The sequence below is a fragment of the Bifidobacterium scardovii JCM 12489 = DSM 13734 genome (assembly GCF_001042635.1).
Lineage (GTDB): Bacteria > Actinomycetota > Actinomycetes > Actinomycetales > Bifidobacteriaceae > Bifidobacterium > Bifidobacterium scardovii.
Window position 1 is genome coordinate 2690128 of the sequence record NZ_AP012331.1, and the last position, 18618, is coordinate 2708745.

An 18618-nucleotide genomic window follows, 5' to 3' on the forward strand; every position below is an offset into this window, starting at 1 on the left:
CTGATTGCTCGATGAATACTTGACGCCCACGGTGATGCTCCCCTCAGAGAGGGGAGCCAACAGGCATCTACGCGAACAGGCCTCTGAGCGAGTCCCAGAGATTCTTCTTGTGCAGCAGGTTCATGCCTTCGCTCTCGGCCTTGACGTCGGCTATGTCGTATGAATAGGCCTTGCGGGAGCTGGGTTTGCCGACCAGGTCGCCGAATTCGAGCAGCTGCGTGCGCGGGTTGTGCGGGTGGCGGATGTCGAACTCGAACAACCTGGCCGCGCGCTTCTCCGGCGCTGGCCCATAGGACCCGAATCCGCAGGTCGGCGTGGCGACCATCATCATGCCGTCCAGTTCGCCGACGAACCCGTTGCGGTGATCGTGCCCGGCGACGATGCCGAAATAGCCCCGCTCCCCGCGCCGCCCATCCGCCTTGCCGGACTCGCCCTTGCCGGCCTCACCGCGGCCGCGCAGCACGTCGTACTCGCCGCAATCGGCATCGGGGCAGCTGATGCCCTCGCCCAGATAGCTGCCGGGCTGCATCTTCGACTCATCCATGACGTAGTACGCGGACGCATATGTGCGATAACCCTGCATCGCGCCGGGCGCATTCGGCTCGGCCGGCGTGAGCAGCTCATAGTACTGCGGCAGGGGCATATGCTGGAACACCAACGATTGCGTGCCGATGCGCGAGGGAATCGACGCGAGGAACCGCAGGGCCGCGCCCGACGGGCTGCCGTAACCGCCCTCGCGCGCGTAGTCGCCGGAATTGACCAATACCAATGCCAGCACGTTGCGGGTACGTTCCACATCCATCACCGGCAATGCGAGCGTACCGGGCTCGCAGGGAAACACCTGCTGGTCGGCCAGCCCGGACAGCGGCATCGTGCAGGACCGCGGTTCGGAAGGGGCGAAAGGATCCGCGGAATCGGCGGCCATGTCCTCGCCGTCCGCCCCGGCACCGGAAACGGCGCCGGGCGCAACCCCGGCATCGATCGGCGCGGCGTTGAGGCAGCCGGGGAATTCCCGGTAGATCGCGTCGAACTCATTCACATCGAGCCCGCACTGAAAATCGTGGTTGCCGTAGGTGACGGCGAACGGCACGCCGCGCTTGATCAGCGGGGCGAGGAACTGGCCGATGGCCTTGCGCGCCAGCTTGCGCGTCTTCTCCAGCTCCGCGGCACGGCGCTTGGACGCCGAACCGCTCTCGGAGAGGCGGTCCCCCGAACCGATGCGCGGGGACTGCGCGCCGGCGGCCTCCTGCTCGTCGCGCCAGCGCCGCTTGCGGAACGTGGCGGCGAAGGACGGGTCGTATCCGGCGATCTGGTTGCCGCTGAATACGACGATATCGGGGCGGGCCGCGTCGAGCGAGGTCTCGATCAGACGGATCGTGTCCTTGGACACTTTCGGCCCGTCCTGAATGTCGGCGAACTGCAATACGCGGAATTTGCCGGAATGATGGAACTGCAGGCGACCCAGCCGCGCGGACACGGATACGGGGCGCCCGTCGCCTTCGACGGGCGCCCCGTTCGGGCGCGGATTCGCCGCTTCGGCCGCGTTGCCGCCGCCCGTGGCGCCATCATTCCCATAGAGTTCGGTCATACCGAATACCTTACCGCGATACCTTGGGGAACACGGTAAGGTTCGGGGTTCATCGTGTCACTGCGCCGCGGCGTACTCCTTGGCCCAGCCGTCGACGAACGCGGTCCTGACGGCGTCCCAGCCGCCGGTGCCCTGCGCGTACTCGAGCAGCGCGGATCCCAGATCGTTCTTCCACTGCTCGGACGGCATCATCGTGTACACCCAGGTCACGGATTCGCGGCCCTCCTCCACGTCCTTCTTCGACTCGTCGATCAGCGGGTTGTCGGTCGAGACGTCGTCGAAGGTCTTGAACGAGGTGCTGAAGCCCATGTCGGTGGCGAGCGCGTTCTTGCCGGCGTCGGAAGTGATCATCCACTTGAGGAAGTCGGCCGTGGCCTGCTGGTCGTCCTTGGACGCCTTGGAGTTGATGCACCAGTAGTTCTCGGAACCGGTGGTGAGGCCCTGGTTCTCCTCGCCGGGAGCGCCGATGTAGATCGGCAGCATGCCGACGTTGTCGGCCTCGACGCCCGCGCTGTTCAGGTCGGTCCACGCCCAGGTGCCGTTCTGGTAGAACACCGCCTCGCCCAGCGCGAACTCGGAGTTCGCGTCGTCGCCGGTCTTGGAGCTCAGCTGCGCCGGATCGGTGGTGGAGCCGGTGATATACAGGTCGAAGATGTTCTTGAAGTTGTCGAGGTAGGTGCCGTCGATGGTCGCCGGCTGCGAGGTGAGGCCCTTGTCCTTGAACTCGTAGTACAGCGGCACGTCGGCCAGCTGGGTCTTGAAGCGCCAGTCGGAGCTGGAGTCGAAGCCCGCCGAGGTGAACGCGCCCTTGACGCCCAGATCGCCCTTGTGCGCCTGGATCTCGTCGGCCACGGTCTTCAGCGCGGCGAAGGTGTTCAGCTTGTCCAGCGACTTGACCGACGACCACGAGGCGTCGAAATACCGGTTCAGCAGATCCTTGTTGTAGATGATGCCGTACGACTCCATGACGAACGGCACCGCCAGCACTTTGGAGCCGTCGTCGCTTTTCAGCGCCTGCCCTTGGTCCTCGAGCTGCTTGTACACTTCGGTGTCGCTCATGTCGGCCGCGTAGTCCTTCCAGCGGGCCAGCCCGACCGGGCCGTTGACCTGGAACAGGGTCGGCGCGTCGGTCTTCGCCATCTCGGACTTGAGCGTCTGCTCGTAGGTGCCGGACGCGGCGGTCTCCACGATGACCTCGACTCCGGTCTCGTCGGTGTAGTCCTGCGCCACGGTCTGCCACTGTTCGGCGACCTCGGGCTTGAAGTTCAGGTAGTACACCTTGCCTTTCGACTCGCTCGTGCCGCTCGTGCTCGATCCGCACGCGGCCAGCGCGCCGACGCCCATCGCCAGCGCCGCGGCGACGGCGATCGCCTTCTTCATCGTCCTCATTGACTTCATCATGGTTGTTCCTTTCCTGGTTGTTCCGCCGACGTTGGCGGGTTATCCGTCAGAGCAGCCCGTCCAGACCGTGGGTCGCGCCGTTGCGGGCGAACACCGGGACCGTGTCGAGCGGGCAGTCCACGTCGACGCTTTGGCCGCCGGCGTAGGTCGCGCCGTCGCGCAGCGCGGTCCATGTCACCGAGGCGTCCCCGGGCAGATACACGCTCCGGGCGCGGGCGCCGAAATCGGTGACCGGGGCGACGAGCAGATCGGCGCCGAACATGTATTCGTCGGCCACGTCGGCCGCCGCGGCGTCGTCCGGGAATTCGTAGAACAGGCCGCGGATCAGCGGCTGCCCGTCGCGGCTCGCCTCGGCGAACAGCTCGCGGGTGTACGGGCGCAGGGCCTCGCGCACGCCGATGTACTTGACGAAGATGCGCTCGATCTCCTCGCCGTAGCTCCACGGCTCGTTGTCCACGCCCGAGGCGTCGCGCGGCGACCCGTCGGCGGCGGTGATCGCCTCGACCATCGAGCCGTCGGGCTGTTCGCCGCGGCGGAACCCGTGGTTGCGCATCACCGGGGAGAAGCAGGAGAATGCGCACCAGCGGGCCAGCAGTTCCTTGAAGTACCCGGTGTTGACGTCGCCGTCGTGGAAGCCGCCCATGTCGGTGGTGAACCACGGGATGCCGGCCATGCCCATGTGGATGCCGCAGGTGATCTGCGCCTTCATGTCCTCGAAGGTGGAGCCGACGTCGCCGCTCCAGACCAGCGATCCGTAGCGCTGCGAGCCGACCCATGCGCAACGGGTCAGGTTGACCACGTCGTCCTCGCCGCGGGCCTCCAGCTGGCCTTCGTAGAAGCCGCGGTTGTACTCGCGCGGGTAGATGTTGCCGGTTTCGATGTTCGGGCCGGAATGGTAGCGGTAGTTGCCGAAATCGTAGGTGCCGTACTCCGGTTCGGCCTCGTCGAGCCAGAACGCGTCCACGCCGAGGTCCACATAGTTGCGCTTGCACTTGTCCCACACGTAGGCGCGGGCCTCCGGGTTGGTGGCGTCGTAGAACTGGTTGGGCTCCTGGTACATCATGCCGACGTCGATGCCGTGCTCGGCGCTGACCAGCAGGTTGTTCGCGCGCATCTCGTCGTAGTTCTCGGATTTGAGCGAGATCTGCGGCCACACCGACACCATCACCGTGATGCCCATCTCATGCAGTTCGGCGCACATCGCCTTGGGATCGGGCCAGAACTCGCGCTCGAAGCGGAAGTCGCCCATATGCGGCCAGTGGAAGAAATCGATGACCAGCACGTCGATCGGGATGTTGCGGCGCTTGAACTCCCGGGCCACGCGCAGCACCTGGTCCTGGTTCCAGTAGCGCAGCTTGCACTGCCAGAAGCCCAGTCCCCATTCCGGCATCGCCGGCGCATGGCCGGTGGCGTCGGCGTACTGCGATTCGATCTGCGCCGGGGTGTCACCGGCCGTCACCCAGTAGTCGAGCTGCGGGGAGGATTCGGCGCGCCACAGCGTGCGGTTCTTGGCGAACTGCGCCGATCCGATCGCCGGATTGTTCCACAGGAACCCGTAGCCGGCGCTCGAGACGACGAACGGGATCGACGCCTGCGAGTTGCGATGGGCCAGCTCGAAGGAGCAGCCCTTGAGGTCCATATAATGCTGCTGGTATTCGCCCATGCCGTACAGCCGTTCGTGTTCCGGCGCCACGAAGGTGGCTTCGATGGCGTGCGCGCCGCCCATGACCGGCTGGTATGAGCGCGCGTGCAGCTTCAGGGCGCCGCTCTGCGGCATTTCCTTGAACAGCAGGTCGCCGGATGCGTTGTGGAAGCTCAGCTCGCACAGGTTTTCGGTATAGCCGGCGCCATCGTTGCCGGCACGGTAGGCGTGGGCCTTGACGACGATGCCGCCGTTGCGCACCACGGCGTCGCCGGTGGCCTCGTCGATGGACACGCCCGCGTCGAGAGCGATGCCCTCCGGCGAGATCAGACCCCAGTTCACGTCGGAGATCGGGCTCTTCTTGGAGGCGCGCACACGCACGCCGTTGCGGCCATACGGCTCGACGCGCAGGTATTCTCCTTCGCCGCGCCATTCGAGCGCGCCGCCAACTGCTCGGAATCCACTGATTGCCATCGCGTTGCTCCTTGTCGTCATTGACATATCCACCCCCCGAAGGGAGGCGCTTGCTTCCATCGTTCGTTCGCTCGTCACTCTCGGATGCGAACCGGTTCACGCCAATAATCGTAAAGCACTGCAAATAGTTTGTCAAATCAAAAATCTAATTATTGCCAACCGATTCACAAATATCGACGGATCATCCCATAGCAATACGCCCAGCGTGCCTCGCCTACAATGCCGGAAGCCGGCCCACGCAACGAGACCGAGAGCGATTAATGCGACACCGTCGCCACGGACCCGCGGTCGGACAGCGGCTGGCTGATCAGACGGGTCATGGCGGGGCGCGAAGCGTCGTCGATGCGCCGGATCAGCGTGTCGACGGTCTCCTCCGCCACCGACTGCAGGTCGATGTCCACCGCCGTGTAGGGGATCCTCATCCTCGCCCGCAGCGCATTGGGCACCGCCACCGCGACCGACATATCCTCCGGCACGCGCACGCCCAGTTCCAGAAACACCTGGGGCGCGGCCAAGATCGCGTTGTCGTCGTCGATGATCAGCCCGGCGACTTCGGGAAAAGCTTCCAAGGCGCGGCGCAGCCGCTCGCCGGGATCGCCGGGGAGCGCAGCCGTTCCCCCGGTTTCACGGTCCGCATCGCAGACCGGCACGCGCATCGTCACGCCCAGCCGTTCCGCCTCCGCGACGGCGGACCGCCTGAACCGCACGGCGAAATTGGCGCCACCATCCACCGTCCCTTCGGGAGAATGGAGCAGCACGATGTCGCGATGACCGCGTTCGGCGAAATGACGGACCAACTGAACCGCCGCACGCTCGAAATCGGTGTCGACTTCGTCCAGACCCATCGAATCGGCGGGAATGCCCAGCAGCACGGTCGGCAACCCGCCTTCCACGGCGGCGCGCACCCGAGGATCGTCACGCCGGATGTCCATGATGATCAGACCGTCGACCTTGCGCGCGTCCGCGGCGTCCCGCACCGCCCGGACACCGTCCGGATCGCTCAGCAGCAGCAGATCGTACCCCTTCAGACGGGCGAAGTTCGACAGCGCGCACAGATAGGCGCCCCGGGTGATCGACATCGAAGCCTCGTCCTCGGCGGGCGCCAGCACGCCGAGGGTCATGCTGCGCGCGGTAGACAGGGCACGCGCGGCATGGTTCACCGTATAGCCGAGCTTGCGCATCGCCCTGCGCACCTTGTCGCGGCTCTCCGCCGACACGCGCGACGGGCGCGAGATCACATAGGAGACTGTGGTCTTGGAGACTCCGGCCTCGCGTGCGACATCAGTAATGGTGACCATGCTGTTCAATATACGTCATGCGGAAGGGATGCGTCATTCGGGAGGAATATCGAGTCTCCATACTCGCGTCACGCGGAGCAAGATCGACCGAACAACAACGTCCAGATACCATGCTCGATTCCTGCCGACTCCCTATAATCAGCGATCTGAGGGGCAGAAAAACGGCCTTGCATGCCTCTTTCGGCGATGTGAGGGGTAGGACTCCGATCACCACCACGCCATTGCCGCTCGAGAACCCCTGAAACTCAGTCGCGAACGACGCGCGGGATACCACTCACATCGCAGAAAGAGGCCTGCAGGCCCCTGTTTTTACCCCTGAGATCGAGAAATCGCGCCTTGGGCGGCCTGCGCGCCTAGCACACCCTCCGGCGCATATGCCTCATGCCTCCCGGCACGGCCGAACCACTTTGTTCGGAAAAACAAAAAACCCTCGCTTTCGCGAGGGTCATTGGCTGGAGTGCCTGGACTCGAACCAAGAATGGCTGAACCAGAATCAGCTGTGTTGCCAATTACACCACACTCCAATTTGGCTGGCGTCGCGGCTCCGAAGAGCCACCGCGTCGTACCCCCAACCGGATTTGAACCGGTGTTGGCGCCGTGAGAGGGCGTAGTCCTAGACCGCTAGACGATGGGGGCGTATTCAGTTTTCACTGGCTGCGTAGTTCATGAACCGCGCAACAGGTGATTAATATACGCGAGTATCAACCACTGCGCAAATCACGGCGTGTCGCGCTATTTTCCAAGGGTTTACACCATCATGAGGTCATGGTACCGCAGCCACTTTGGTTCGATCGCACGATGACATCCCGATCGGAGCCGCTCATCCAAGACAGCGAAGGGCCCCGGCTGGAATCAGTCGGGGCCCTTCGATTTCGTACCCCCAACCGGATTTGAACCGGTGTTGGCGCCGTGAGAGGGCGTAGTCCTAGACCGCTAGACGATGGGGGCGTATTCGGTTTTCGCGGCCGCTCGGCGAGCCGTGCGACGAATACACAATGTACGGGAACATCCGATCGCCGTCAATCACGGCGTGTCACATGGTGATCGATCGGTTGACAATTCGGTCAGGCTACTCATCGCACGTGAGCGTGAGACCAATTACCCACCCACCAAGCCCTACTGATGAATTATCATCAACCCTACTGATGAATTATCACAATACCTATTGATGAATCCACAGGAGAGAATCCAATGGTCCCACGAACGATTGCACAAGAACTCGCCCCCATGCTCTCCTGGTTCCCGGTCGTCTCGATAACGGGGACCCTGGCAAAGCGGCAAGTCAACGCTGGTGAAGACCCTGCTGCCCCATTACGAATACGTCAATCTCGAAGATGCGGCAACACGCGCCAGCGCAACGGAAGATCCTGTGGGATTCATCCGCTCGCACGAGAGCAAGCTCATCATCGATGAGGCGCAATACGCCCCTGACTTGTTCTCGCAGATCCAGGTCGAAGCGGACGAGCGTGGCACGATGGGGCAATACGTACTATCCGGCTCGCAGAACTTCCTTATGGAAAAACGTATAGGTCAATCGCTGGCGGGGCGCGTGGGCATGCTCCAACTGTTGCCCTTCTCCTATGCGGAAGCATCTCAGGCGAACCCGGGCCTTACCGTGGACGAGTTTATGTTCCGCGGCGGATACCCGCATCTCTACGATGTGCCGACGCCGAACGACGTATATTTCCGCAACTACACCGCCACCTACATAGAACGCGACGTGTCGGAATATCTGGATGTGCGCAATGTCTCGGATTTCGGCATCTTCATACGCTTGTGTGCTGAAAGCGCGGGCAATCTGCTGAATCTCACCGCGCTGGCGAAGGACGCCGGCATTTCGTTCAACACCGCCAAGCAATGGCTGTCCATCCTCGAAAAGAGTTTTCTGGTATTCCGGCTGCCGCCATATTTCACGAACACCCGAAAGAGGCTGATCAAAACACCCAAAATCTATTTCTACGACACCGGACTGCTGAATTATCTTCTGGGCATCCGCTCCATGGAGGAGCTACTGAACGATCCCAAACGCGGCGACGTGTTCGAAAACCTCATCATTGCGGAAACAGCGAAACGATATCGCAATAACGACAAGGACGTCGACCTGTACTTCTACCGGGACACCGCAAAAGCAGAAATCGATCTCGTGGACGCCACCCAGCGGCGCGCTCCAGCACTCATGGAAATCAAGTCCGGAATGACGCCGCGCCTCGACTTCTTCAAACATCTCGCCGCCATCGGCAAGGAACTGAACATACCCATCGAACGCAGAACTGTTGTATATCGGGGCGCGGAAAGTTTTTCCGGCAACAATGGCCGATACGTCACGGCCGAGGATTATCTGCTGGAACGGCGGTAGCGGGCATCCGCGGTCGGAGAGCGTCACCGTCACCGGCCGATGCGCCTGATGACGACGCCTGACATGCATGTGGGGGCGTCCGTCAGATATGACGGACGCCCCCACATAGCCGGCTTCGCTATGGAAGTCGAAGCGACATCACAGGTGCGCGCGCAGGCCCTTCAGACGGGCGACGGTGACATCCTTGCCGACGATCTCCATCGACTCGAAGAGCGGCGGGCTCACGCGGCGGCCGGACATGGCCACGCGCACCGGGCCGAAGGCCAGGCGCGGCTTGTAGCCGCCGTCATCCACCAGAGCCTTGTTCAGCGTCTCGTGCAGGTTGTCGGTCTTCCAGTCGACCTCATCCACGCCTTCCAGCGCGGCGATGGCCGCATCGAGCACGTCGCCGGCGGAGTCCTTGAGCTGCTTGCGGGCGTCGGCGTCGGGCTCGATATAGCCTTCGGTCGACAGCAGGGAGCCGACCATGCCGGCCACCTCGCCCAGCAGGCGCACGCGCGGCTGGACCAGCTCGGCGGACGCGGTCAGGATCGACCGCTCGCGGTCGGTCAGCGCATCCCAGGAGTCGGCGGACACCACGTCGTCGCGGTGCAGGTACGGCACGGAGCGGTTGAGGAAGTCCTGCGGCTCGAGCATGCGGATGTGCTCCGCGTTGATCGAGATGGCCTTGTCGAGGTCGAAGCGGGCCGGGTTGGCCTTGACGTCGCGCACATCGAACTTGGCGATCATCTCGTCCATGGAGAACACGTCGCGGTCCGGGGCGATCGACCAACCGAGCAGGGCCAGATAGTTGAGCAGGCCCTCGCGGATGAAGCCGTTGTCGCGGTGGTTGAACAGGTTGGACTCCGGGTCGCGCTTGGAGAGCTTCTTGTTGCCCTGTCCCATCACGTACGGCATGTGGCCGAACAGCGGCATCTCCTTGGCGATGCCGAGTTCCATCAGGTAGCGGTAGAGCACGATCTGGCGCGGGGTGGAGCTGAGCAGGTCCTCGCCGCGCAGGACGACGTTGACTTCCATCATCGCGTCGTCGACCGGGTTGGTCAGCGTGTACAGCGGGTCGCCGTTCGGACGCACGATCACGTAGTCCGGCACGGAACCGGCCTTGAATTCGATGGTGCCGCGGATCAGATCGTCGAAGGCGATGTCCTCGTCCGGCATGCGCAGGCGCAGCGCGGGCTTACGGCCTTCGGCGCGGAAGGCGGCCTTCTGCTCCTCAGTGAGGTTGCGGTCGTACCCGTCATAGCCGAAGGCCTTCGGCCGGCCGGCGGCCACGTTGCGGGCCTCGATCTCCTCCGGGGTGGAGAAGGATTCGTAAGCGTACCCGGCGGCCAGCAGCTTGGCGGCCACGTCCTTGTAGATGTCGCCGCGCTCGGACTGGCGGTACGGGCCGTGGGGGCCACCGACGTCGATGCCCTCATCCCAGTCGATGCCGAGCCAGCGCAGGGACTCGAGGATCTGGTTGTAGCTCTCCTCGCTGTCGCGCACCGCATCGGTGTCCTCGATGCGGAAGATCAGCGTGCCGCCGGTGGCGCGCGCTTCGGCCCAGTTGAACAGGGCGGTGCGGATCATGCCGACATGGGGCGTGCCGGTGGGCGACGGGCAGAAACGAACGCGAACGTTCTTCGGCAGTTCAGGCTTGTGGTCTTTTGCATGTTCAGCTTCAGTCATAGGCTCCATTGTGCCGCGCTAGTGGGACGTGCCGGGAGCGGCTCCCCTCCTATGGGGACTGTCGGCGCAGCCGACTGAGGGGAGCCAGAATTACCAAACGAATTAACGGCGCGGAATACTAGCCGATCGTCCATTCGGTATGCCATTCGAGGGCGACGTCCTCGCCGTCGAGGACGATCGGCAGTACGACCAGCGGCGACTCGCCCAGCGCGGACTGACGCCAGCGATCCCCGATGTACATGAATCGCGTCGAATGGTACTGGTCGTCGTCCAACGGCACGATCACGTCGCACTGCGAGTCGAAGGTGCGCGATCCGACCGGGGCGAACGGGCGCCACTCGCTCCACGGCCCGTGCAGGTCGGTGGCCGTCGACACCATGTTGTCGTTGCACTCCCAGCCGGTGAGCTGCGAGCCGAACCAGTAGTAGATGCCGTCGCGCTTGACCATCGCCGGCGACTCGTAGCCGGCCCAGTAATCCTTGCCCTTGCGGCAGACCACATCCTCGACGATGCTCAGATAGTCGTCGGACAGACGATAGATATGGGTGCCGTGCGGGCGATCCTCGCTCAGCAGGTATCCCGTGCCGTCCTCGTCCTGGAATACGCCGATGTCCCGCGACTCGTAACCGCGGAACTGCATGGTCTGCAGGAATTCGAACGGTCCGGTCGGCGAATCGGAGACGGCGGTGCCGACGTGCGCGTACTCATAGTCGCCGCGCCCGTCCACGTGCAGGTACATCACGTATGTGCCGGTCGAGGGGCAGCGCAGCACCTTCGGCCGTTCGATGATGCGATCGGGGCCGGTGATGGAGCCGCGCTCCCCCGCCGGCAGCACGATGCCCTCATCGCGCCAGTGCACCATATCGTCGGTGGAATAGCACGCCACGCCTTGGAACAGGTGGCCGTTGCGTTTGTTCTCACCATAGGCGTACCAGCGATCACCGAATCGCTGCACGCCGATGCCATGCAGCTGCGCGACGGCTCCCTTGTCGTCATAGAACAGCGTGGCTCCATGCAATGTAGCCATGATTTTTTCTTCTTTCTTCATATGGTGAGCCACCCGGAGACGACTCCGAGCGACATGTAGGTTGGCTGTGCGGACGACTTCTCTGTCGTCCGCACAGCACAGGAAGGGATAGGGGATCAGCCCTTTACGGCACCGCCTTCGGATTCCGCAACAGCGGACCTCGCTACGCGAGGACTCAGTCCGACCTTCACTCGACTATCGTCTCGCTCAGGCTGAGCCTACGAGCAATCCACCGGACTGCCCGCTTAACGGACCAGCTTGCAATTACGGACTCGCCTACGGCGAGGCTCAACATTGGCTCCGGGGCTCGCCCCATATTGGCGAGCCCCTACGCTCGGAGCGGTCGGAAAGCCCACAGGGCTTTCCTCAAAGGCCGATCGAAGATCAGCCCTTGACCGCTCCGATCATTACCCCCTTGTTGAAGTACTTCTGCAGGAAGGGGTAGATCACCAGCAGAGGCAGGGTGGAAACGATGATCACGCCGTACTTGATCTGGTTGGCGAACTGCTGCTGTTCGAGCATGTTCATGCCGCCCGAGCTCTGGCCGGTCATGTTGGTCTGGTTGGCCAGCAGGATCGAGCGCAGCACGTTCTGCAGCGGCTGCTTGTCGCCGTCGCGGATGAACACGAGTCCGGTGAAGAAGTCGTTCCAGTGGCCCACGAAGTAGTACAGCGCGATCACGGCGATGATCGCCGAGCTCAGCGGCAGCACGATCCTGAAGAAGTAGCCGAAGTAGCTCAGACCGTCGATCTGCGCCGCATCATGCAGTTCCTCGGGGATCGACGTCTCGAAGAACGAGCGTGCGACGATCACGTTGTAGACGCTCACCGCGCCCGGCAGGATGAACACCAGCATCGAATCGAGCAGGCCGAGCTGCTTGTACAGCAGGTACTGCGGGATCAGGCCGCCGGAGAAGAACATCGTGAAGGTGAACAGGAACAGGATCACGCGGCGGGCCTTGAACTCGCGGCGGGACAGGCCGAACGCCACCGGGATCGTGACGACCATGTTGACCAGCGTGCCGACCAGCGAGTACAGGATCGTGTTGCGGTAGCCGGCCCAGATGCGCGTGTCGGCGAACACCTTGGCATAGCCGCCGAGGCTGAACCCGCGCGGCACGACCGTGACCTGCCCGTTGGAGACGAGCGTCTGGTCGGAGACGGACGCGATGACCACGAACCACAGCGGGTAGATGACCGCGACGACCACGAGCACGAGGATCGCAACGATCACGATGTCGACCACCCAGTCGCCGGGGCTCTTGTGCTGGCGCACCTTCGGATTGAACGGGATGTCGTCGGAGGCCCGTTTCGGGGCCGGGGAGAACGCGGGCGCGGCGCCCGGAGTCAGTGTTGCACTTGACATGATTGCCTCCTAGAAGATGCTCGTGTCGGAGGCCTTCTTCGAGATGAAGTTGGCCGCCACCAGGAAGAGGAAGTTGATCACGGTGTTGAACAGGCCTATGGCCGTCGCGTAACTGAACTGGTTGCCCAGAATACCGATGTTGTACGTGTAGGTCGATATCACCTGGGACGCGGACAGATTCATCGAGTTCTGCATCAGCAAGATCTTCTCGAAGCCCACGTTGAGCACGTTGCCCATGTTAAGGATCAGCATGATGCCGACGGTCGGCATGATGGTCGGCAGATCGACGTAGCGGATGAGCGAGAGGCGCCCGGCGCCGTCGATCTTGGCGGCCTCGTACAGCGCGGTGTCCACCGAGGAGAGCGCCGCGAGGTAGATGATGCAGTTCCAGCCGACATGCTGCCAGACTTCGGTGATCCAGTAGATCGGCGTGAACAGGTTCGCCTGCGCGAGCAGGTTCGTATCGGTGAAGAACCGGCCGATCATGCCGGTGTTCGGGGCCAGGAAGATGTTGATCATCGAGACGATGACCACCGTGGAGATGAAGTGCGGCATGTACGTGATGGTCTGCACGAATCCCTTGATCTTGGTGCTGCCGATCTGGTTGATCAGCAGCGCCAAGATGATCGGTGCGATGAAGCCCATCACCAGCGTCCACAGGCTGATGCGCAGCGTGTTGCCGACGATGGTGCCGAACATCGGCGAGGTGAAGAACTTGCTGAAGTACTTGAGCCCGACGAAGTTGCCGCCGGTCAGGCCCTGGCGCGGGTCATAGTCGAAGAAGGCCAGCCGCAGGCCGTACATGGGCACATAGGCGAACAGCGCCACGAAAATGAGCGCCGGAAGGACCATCACCCAGAGCTGCCAGTATCGGCGCAGATGGTCCGCGATGCGGGCGGGAAGCGCCATATGGCGGTCCTGCACGGGAATTGCATCGGTGGTAGACATGATGTTTCGCTTTCCAATCGAATCGAACGAGTCGAATGCGATATCCGCCGGAGGTGGTTGGGTTGTGTTGTTCCGGCGGATATCGCGGTGGCGTGGCGGACGGCCTGGGAGAGAATTCATGCGCGCCCGCCACAGATATCGGCACAAGCTGCGGCCCCGATCCCGCTCACCGGGCAGTGGTCGCGGGGCACGGCACTACTTGGTGTAGATGTCGTACCACTTCTGCCACAGTTGGACGTTCTCGTCGAGCCCGAGGCTCTTGAGCGAGGAGACGTAGGTGTCCCAGCCCTCGTCGATGCCGCCTTCGGTCATCCACGTCGCGGCCTGCTGCACCGCGGCGTCCATCAGCTGCGCGTTGTTGTTCGAGATGGTGGTCGAGTCGGTGGCGTCGGCGCGCACGTAGTCGGGCATGTAGTCCTTGACGTGGTCGTAGTGGCTGCGCTGCTCGTCGAAGGCCTTGTTCACCTCGAGGATGTCATCGGCGTTGTAGTCGCCGGTGATGGTCACGTCATCGGGGATCCATCCGGCGAAGCGGTCGGACAGGCCGGGGAACAGGTTGTCGCTCAGCTTGGTGCGGTACCCGTCGGAGTCGACGGTGTAGGTGTGGTCGCCGGTCTTGGTCAGGATGTCGCCGAACGAGCCGAGGAACTGCTGGATCGAGTACTTCTCGCCGTACAGCAGGTTGGCCACCTTGAGCGCCGCATCCATGTTCTTGCAGCTGGCGGAGATGGCGAGCTTGCTGTCCTCGTACTGGTTGGAGGAGCCGTCCCAGACCACCTTGTCGGCGGGGACGCCCGGCGCGGCGGGCACCGGCATGGCCACGTACTGGTCCTGCAGGTCGCCGAAGTCGGAGAGCGACCAGCCGAAGATCACGCCGGTCTTCGCGGTCTTGCCGTCGCTGGTCTGGTCGGCGTAGTAGGCGTCCGAGGCCTTGGTGGACCAGTCCTTGGGGATCAGGCCATCGCTGATGAGCTCATGGTAGAACTTGATCACCGACTTGTATTCGTCGCTGATCAGGTAGTTGGCCACCTTGCCGCCCTTGACGTAGATGCCCTGCATGCTCGGGCCCTTGTTGAAGCCGGTGACGATGCCGGTGGAGTTGAGCAGCAGCATCGGGCTGTACCAGCCGAAGCCGTAGGTGTTGAGCGCGTTGAGGTTCATCGGGATCTCGTCGGCCTTGCCGTTGCCGTTCGGATCCTGGGTCTTGAAGGCCTCGAGCACGGTCTTGAACTCGTCCCAGGTGGTGGGGATGTCCAGGCCGAGCTTGTCGAGCCACGTCTTGTTGATCATCATGTTCTGGCCGGAGCCGGCGTACGACTTGCCGCGGCTGGACGGCAGCACGTAGAAGGTCTTTTCCTGCGGGTCCTCGACGAGCTTCTTGGCGTCCGGCTCCTGCTTGAAGAACTCCTCGACGTTGGGCAGGGCGTCCATGTGCTTGCTCAGATCCTCGAGCAGACCGGGGAACTGCACGGCATCGCCGGCGCTGAACGCTCGGATGGAGATGTCGGCGATCTCGCCGGCGCTGGCCGACGGGTTCTTCTGCTGGCCCCAGGCATCGTCGCTGACTTCCTGCCAGTTGATCTTGACGCCGGCCTCCTCCTCGAGGTCCTTGGCCCACTGCATGTTCTCGATCTTGTCCTGATTGGTGTTCTTCACCACCATGATCGACAGGATCGGCTTGCCGTCCGCGGTCGTGGTCGGCTCCGACTTGCCGCAGGCGGCGATCGAGGCGAGCATTGCCACGCATCCCGCTGCCGCCAGCGTCTTCCTCATGATGTTCTTGCGTGCCATCATTGTTCCTTCCTCATGTGCCTGCGGGGCGCAGGTCTTGTGTTGCCGCGGGCCGGTCGACCGCGACGGCGTTGCGGCAAGTTGGCGTTGACGGCGGATCACTCCGGGGAACGACCGCCGAGGAGAAACCTTGCGTATTTCTTCCGAATTCTCTCTTTTGAATTCGCAACGCTGCGATTCTAAAACGAAAGCAAGACCGATGTCAACTCAAACAAACCCCCTTCGGCGTGTCTTATAATCCGCTCAATTCCGGCATTTCATGGGTGTTATCGCTCACACTGGCTACGTAGCGCATAGCATGTTCATCGAACAATATCCCGTATCGCAATGTTGCGATTTCTGATATGATGCGAACATGAACACCGTGAACTTCCCCCACCGTTCCGAACCGGGCACTACAGTATCGTCACAGGTACCATCCAACGATGCGCCGGCGAACGCATCGCCGTTCACCCCAGCGGCCCCGTCGCCGGCGACGACGACAGACAAGGCGGGACAGGGCATGGTGACGCTCAAGGACGTGGCGAACCGGGCGGGTGTGTCACTCAGCACCGCGGGGGCGGCGCTGCGCGGCGAATCGATCGTCAAGACGACCACCAAAGAGCTGATCCTTCAGGCGGCGCGCGAGCTCGGGTATTCCACCAACCTGCCGGCGCGGTATCTCAAGAAGGGGCGGACCGGCGCCATCGCCGTGATGATCCCCCGCATCCTCCAGCCCTACTATGCGCGGCTGGCCTACGCCATCGACGCCGAGGCGTCGCGCCACGGGCTGCGTACCATCATCCAACAGACCGGTTACACCAGCATGAGCGAGGAAAGCGCGCTGCACCGCATCAACTCGATGCCGTGCGACGGGCTAATCCTCAACATGAGCAACGTGGACGCCGACCATCTGCACACCATGATCGGCAACCATCCGACCGTGCTGCTCAACTACCACGCCGATCCGCCGCTGTTCGACAACGTCGCCTCACCGATCGCCAGCTCGGCGACCACGGCATTCGGCTATTTGAGGGGCCGAGGGTACCGCCGCGTCGCCATCATCGGCGGACAGCGGATCGACCGCTTCGAGCCCGATCTGCAAGCGCAGAAGACCCATACGCACTACGTCATGCAGGCCTTGGAATCCACGGGGCTCGGGTCCCCCGGCGATTTCGTGTACTGCAGCTGGAGCGTCGACGGAGGATTGGACGCCGCGCGCGTGCTGTGCACGCCGGCCGCCGAGTCGGCGGACCGGCATGGAACCGAAGGCGCCGGCGATACCGGCATCCCTACCGGCGGCCCCCAACCCGTCGGCGATACGGGCCGGACCGTGGAGGCCGGTACCACGCCGCCCCTCAGGGAACGGCTCGTCGACCGCTACGACGCCTTCTACTGCATGAACGACCTGATCGCCTACGGCCTGATCCGCGGGCTGCGCGACGCCGGCATCCGTGTGCCCGACGATAAGGCGGTGTTCGGCAACGACGGCATCCAGGATCCCGACTATATGGTGCCCAGGCTGTCGACCGTGGCCGTCGATTACGACGACATGGCGCGCAAGGCCGTGGCCATGCTGATCGAGCGCATCAACGATCCCTCGCTCGAGCGCGCCCCGCGGCGGGAAGTGGCCGAATGCCATCTGGTCATCGGGGAATCCGCATAGCCGCATGCGCTTTCCGGGCACCGACCCGGCAAGGCCGTACGAATCGCATATGGCTCAGACCATGGAACGTACTCATCCGCGCGATTGCGTGCGGACCATCCTGCGGAACCCCGGGTAATCGCTGAGCCACAGCAGCTTGCCAAGCACATCCCAAGGCATCGTATCGGAAAGCCGGCCGTCGGCGCGGGACATCATATTCAGCGCATCGTTCAGACGCTCCCTCGCTTGCGGCAGCCTCTCGGGAGCACACATCACCAGCGTCCACGCCGTAAGGGTCTCCATCATAATGGCCTCGGCCCCTTCACGGCGTCCGGAAGACGGGCTGTTATCCGCGACAAATCGCATCCAACGATCAATGAGCTTGCTGTTATTCCTCTTATCGCTGCGGTACAGCATGAGTCTCCAGTGAGGCTTGCACCGATTCCTGCAGTCACGCATCAGCTCCAATGCCGATGCGCCCCACGGCACACTGTCGCACAGCCGGTCCGCAAAATTACGGTAGTCACCGGGGCTGCGGACCCAATCGCCACTCTGCCAAAGATCGTCGAACAACGAACGGTCGACGTCCCAAAAATCCCCGTGCTCGCTCCATTCATTATCACTCCATTCGCATCCGCACCACCCCGTGACCTCATACGAGATGGCGGACGCGCATCCATGCGGCAGGCGACTCTTGGCCGCAGCATATGCAGGGGCCCCGGCATGGACGCCGGATCATCCGACCCGCTGCGAATCGCCATCCACAACGCAAGATCGTCGGCCAACTGCTGCCCCAGAACGTTCGGATGCTCGCCGCCGAAGCTGCTACGCACCACGCCATATTCACCGAGCACATCGGTGGACCACATGTCCAGCAATCCCATCCCGCCGAAGGCGTCGGCGGTCTCACCCGCGCTCATCCGACCGACCATGGCGAACATGCTCACTTCAATGCCGCCGAGAATGGTGTCGAACGGGGCGACGGTAAGGGAATATTCGCGAGCGCCCAGCCACGAGGATACGAAGGTTTTACGGTAGACCGCACTGTCGGATTGGTTCCAGCCGTCTGCCGTCAACGCATGACGCAACGTGTCCGTCATGAACGACTCATAGCGCGGGCGCGGCACATCATGGGACGATGGGACGATCCTCCTACGGTTTTCCCTGCGCAGTTCCTCGATATCACCCATGGCACACTCACCCCTATGCACCTTTGGACAGTTGAAATGGCTAGCGGACCTTCAATGCCTTTGCGGCCATGGTACCACCCAAGGGTACCGGCACTCCCCCAGCCGGGGCGTCATCACAACCCTTGAGGTGCAATGCTGCGCCGGCATGTTCTCGCGAAGCAATTCCATTACCTTTCAGAAGCGATGCTCCGCCTGGAGGATCCTCCGCGAGGCAACACTCACAGAGGCTAAACGCAACACCCCGCG

General features: G+C 63.0%; 13 protein-coding genes and 3 tRNA genes. 2 read left to right on the forward strand and 14 right to left on the reverse strand.

The features are described from left to right. Positions 1-67 precede the first annotated feature (67 nt). The 7 genes from BBSC_RS10985 to BBSC_RS11015 form a co-directional block, all read right to left on the reverse strand. On the reverse strand, positions 68-1588 hold the full coding sequence (locus BBSC_RS10985) for a metallophosphoesterase (protein ID WP_046726059.1): 1521 nt from the start codon (positions 1586-1588) through the stop codon (positions 68-70). A gap of 57 nt (positions 1589-1645) precedes the next feature. Beyond that, positions 1646-2989, reverse strand: a complete 1344-nt coding sequence (locus tag BBSC_RS10990; protein WP_033519611.1) for an ABC transporter substrate-binding protein — start codon at positions 2987-2989, stop codon at positions 1646-1648. A 46-nt stretch (positions 2990-3035) separates the two neighbouring features. Further along, complete coding sequence (locus BBSC_RS10995; RefSeq protein ID WP_033519612.1) at positions 3036-5105, reverse strand: glycoside hydrolase family 31 protein; 2070 nt, start codon at positions 5103-5105, stop codon at positions 3036-3038. Positions 5106-5362: 257 nt separating this feature from the next. After that, positions 5363-6403 carry a LacI family DNA-binding transcriptional regulator gene (locus BBSC_RS11000; RefSeq protein WP_051923203.1) on the reverse strand — a complete coding sequence of 347 codons (1041 nt, stop codon included), beginning with the start codon at positions 6401-6403 and terminating at the stop codon, positions 5363-5365. A 449-nt stretch (positions 6404-6852) separates the two neighbouring features. Then, positions 6853-6927 (reverse strand) — tRNA-Gln (locus BBSC_RS11005). Between the two features lie 39 nt (positions 6928-6966). Further along, positions 6967-7039, reverse strand: a tRNA-Glu gene (locus tag BBSC_RS11010). Between the two features lie 239 nt (positions 7040-7278). Then, positions 7279-7351: transfer RNA gene (locus BBSC_RS11015), tRNA-Glu, on the reverse strand. A 343-nt stretch (positions 7352-7694) separates the two neighbouring features. Between BBSC_RS11015 and BBSC_RS11020 the strand changes: the two genes are divergently transcribed. Next, positions 7695-8759 (forward strand): ATP-binding protein, encoded by a 1065-nt coding sequence (locus tag BBSC_RS11020; protein WP_081892950.1) that lies wholly within the window; start codon positions 7695-7697, stop codon positions 8757-8759. 138 nt (positions 8760-8897) lie between these two features. Here the strand turns inward: BBSC_RS11020 and gltX are convergent, their stop codons facing one another. From gltX to BBSC_RS11045, 5 genes are all read right to left on the reverse strand, one after another. Beyond that, positions 8898-10427: a glutamate--tRNA ligase gene (gltX, locus tag BBSC_RS11025; RefSeq protein ID WP_033519619.1), complete on the reverse strand. Its 1530-nt coding sequence runs from the start codon at positions 10425-10427 to the stop codon at positions 8898-8900. 118 nt (positions 10428-10545) lie between these two features. Beyond that, entirely contained in the window at positions 10546-11454 is a 909-nt protein-coding gene (locus BBSC_RS11030) for a family 43 glycosylhydrolase (protein WP_033517103.1), read from the reverse strand. A 384-nt stretch (positions 11455-11838) separates the two neighbouring features. After that, complete coding sequence (locus tag BBSC_RS11035; RefSeq protein WP_033517105.1) at positions 11839-12819, reverse strand: carbohydrate ABC transporter permease; 981 nt, start codon at positions 12817-12819, stop codon at positions 11839-11841. Positions 12820-12828: 9 nt separating this feature from the next. Next, complete coding sequence (locus BBSC_RS11040; RefSeq protein WP_033517106.1) at positions 12829-13767, reverse strand: ABC transporter permease; 939 nt, start codon at positions 13765-13767, stop codon at positions 12829-12831. Positions 13768-13962: 195 nt separating this feature from the next. Continuing rightward, positions 13963-15561, reverse strand: coding sequence for an extracellular solute-binding protein (locus BBSC_RS11045; RefSeq protein WP_046726058.1), 1599 nt, complete (start codon positions 15559-15561; stop codon positions 13963-13965). A gap of 352 nt (positions 15562-15913) precedes the next feature. On the opposite strand from BBSC_RS11045, the gene BBSC_RS11050 reads away from it, so the two are divergent. Then, positions 15914-17203, forward strand: a complete 1290-nt coding sequence (locus BBSC_RS11050; RefSeq protein ID WP_081892948.1) for a LacI family DNA-binding transcriptional regulator — start codon at positions 15914-15916, stop codon at positions 17201-17203. Positions 17204-17275: 72 nt separating this feature from the next. Here BBSC_RS11050 and BBSC_RS11055 read toward each other — a convergent pair whose 3' ends face one another. Continuing rightward, the gene (locus BBSC_RS11055; RefSeq protein WP_033517109.1) at positions 17276-17599 is read right to left on the reverse strand and encodes a hypothetical protein; all 324 of its coding nucleotides are present in this window, start codon (positions 17597-17599) and stop codon (positions 17276-17278) included. A 41-nt stretch (positions 17600-17640) separates the two neighbouring features. Further along, the gene (locus BBSC_RS11060; RefSeq protein WP_033517111.1) at positions 17641-18372 is read right to left on the reverse strand and encodes a hypothetical protein; all 732 of its coding nucleotides are present in this window, start codon (positions 18370-18372) and stop codon (positions 17641-17643) included. Positions 18373-18618 lie beyond the last annotated feature (246 nt).

What these genes read in the sequence shown, in the direction of transcription:
- BBSC_RS11060 (WP_033517111.1), bottom strand. Translation starts at nt 18,372, where the DNA reads ATGGGTGATATCGAGGAACTGCGCAGGGAAAACCGTAGGAGGATCGTC.
- BBSC_RS11055 (WP_033517109.1), bottom strand. Translation starts at nt 17,599, where the DNA reads ATGCTGTACCGCAGCGATAAGAGGAATAACAGCAAGCTCATTGATCGT.
- BBSC_RS11040 (WP_033517106.1), bottom strand. Translation starts at nt 13,767, where the DNA reads ATGTCTACCACCGATGCAATTCCCGTGCAGGACCGCCATATGGCGCTT.
- gltX (WP_033519619.1), bottom strand. Translation starts at nt 10,427, where the DNA reads ATGACTGAAGCTGAACATGCAAAAGACCACAAGCCTGAACTGCCGAAG.
- BBSC_RS11035 (WP_033517105.1), bottom strand. Translation starts at nt 12,819, where the DNA reads ATGTCAAGTGCAACACTGACTCCGGGCGCCGCGCCCGCGTTCTCCCCG.
- BBSC_RS10990 (WP_033519611.1), bottom strand. Translation starts at nt 2,989, where the DNA reads ATGATGAAGTCAATGAGGACGATGAAGAAGGCGATCGCCGTCGCCGCG.
- BBSC_RS11000 (WP_051923203.1), bottom strand. Translation starts at nt 6,403, where the DNA reads ATGGTCACCATTACTGATGTCGCACGCGAGGCCGGAGTCTCCAAGACC.
- BBSC_RS10985 (WP_046726059.1), bottom strand. Translation starts at nt 1,588, where the DNA reads ATGACCGAACTCTATGGGAATGATGGCGCCACGGGCGGCGGCAACGCG.
- BBSC_RS11050 (WP_081892948.1), top strand. Translation starts at nt 15,914, where the DNA reads ATGAACACCGTGAACTTCCCCCACCGTTCCGAACCGGGCACTACAGTA.
- BBSC_RS11045 (WP_046726058.1), bottom strand. Translation starts at nt 15,561, where the DNA reads ATGATGGCACGCAAGAACATCATGAGGAAGACGCTGGCGGCAGCGGGA.
- BBSC_RS10995 (WP_033519612.1), bottom strand. Translation starts at nt 5,105, where the DNA reads ATGGCAATCAGTGGATTCCGAGCAGTTGGCGGCGCGCTCGAATGGCGC.
- BBSC_RS11030 (WP_033517103.1), bottom strand. Translation starts at nt 11,454, where the DNA reads ATGGCTACATTGCATGGAGCCACGCTGTTCTATGACGACAAGGGAGCC.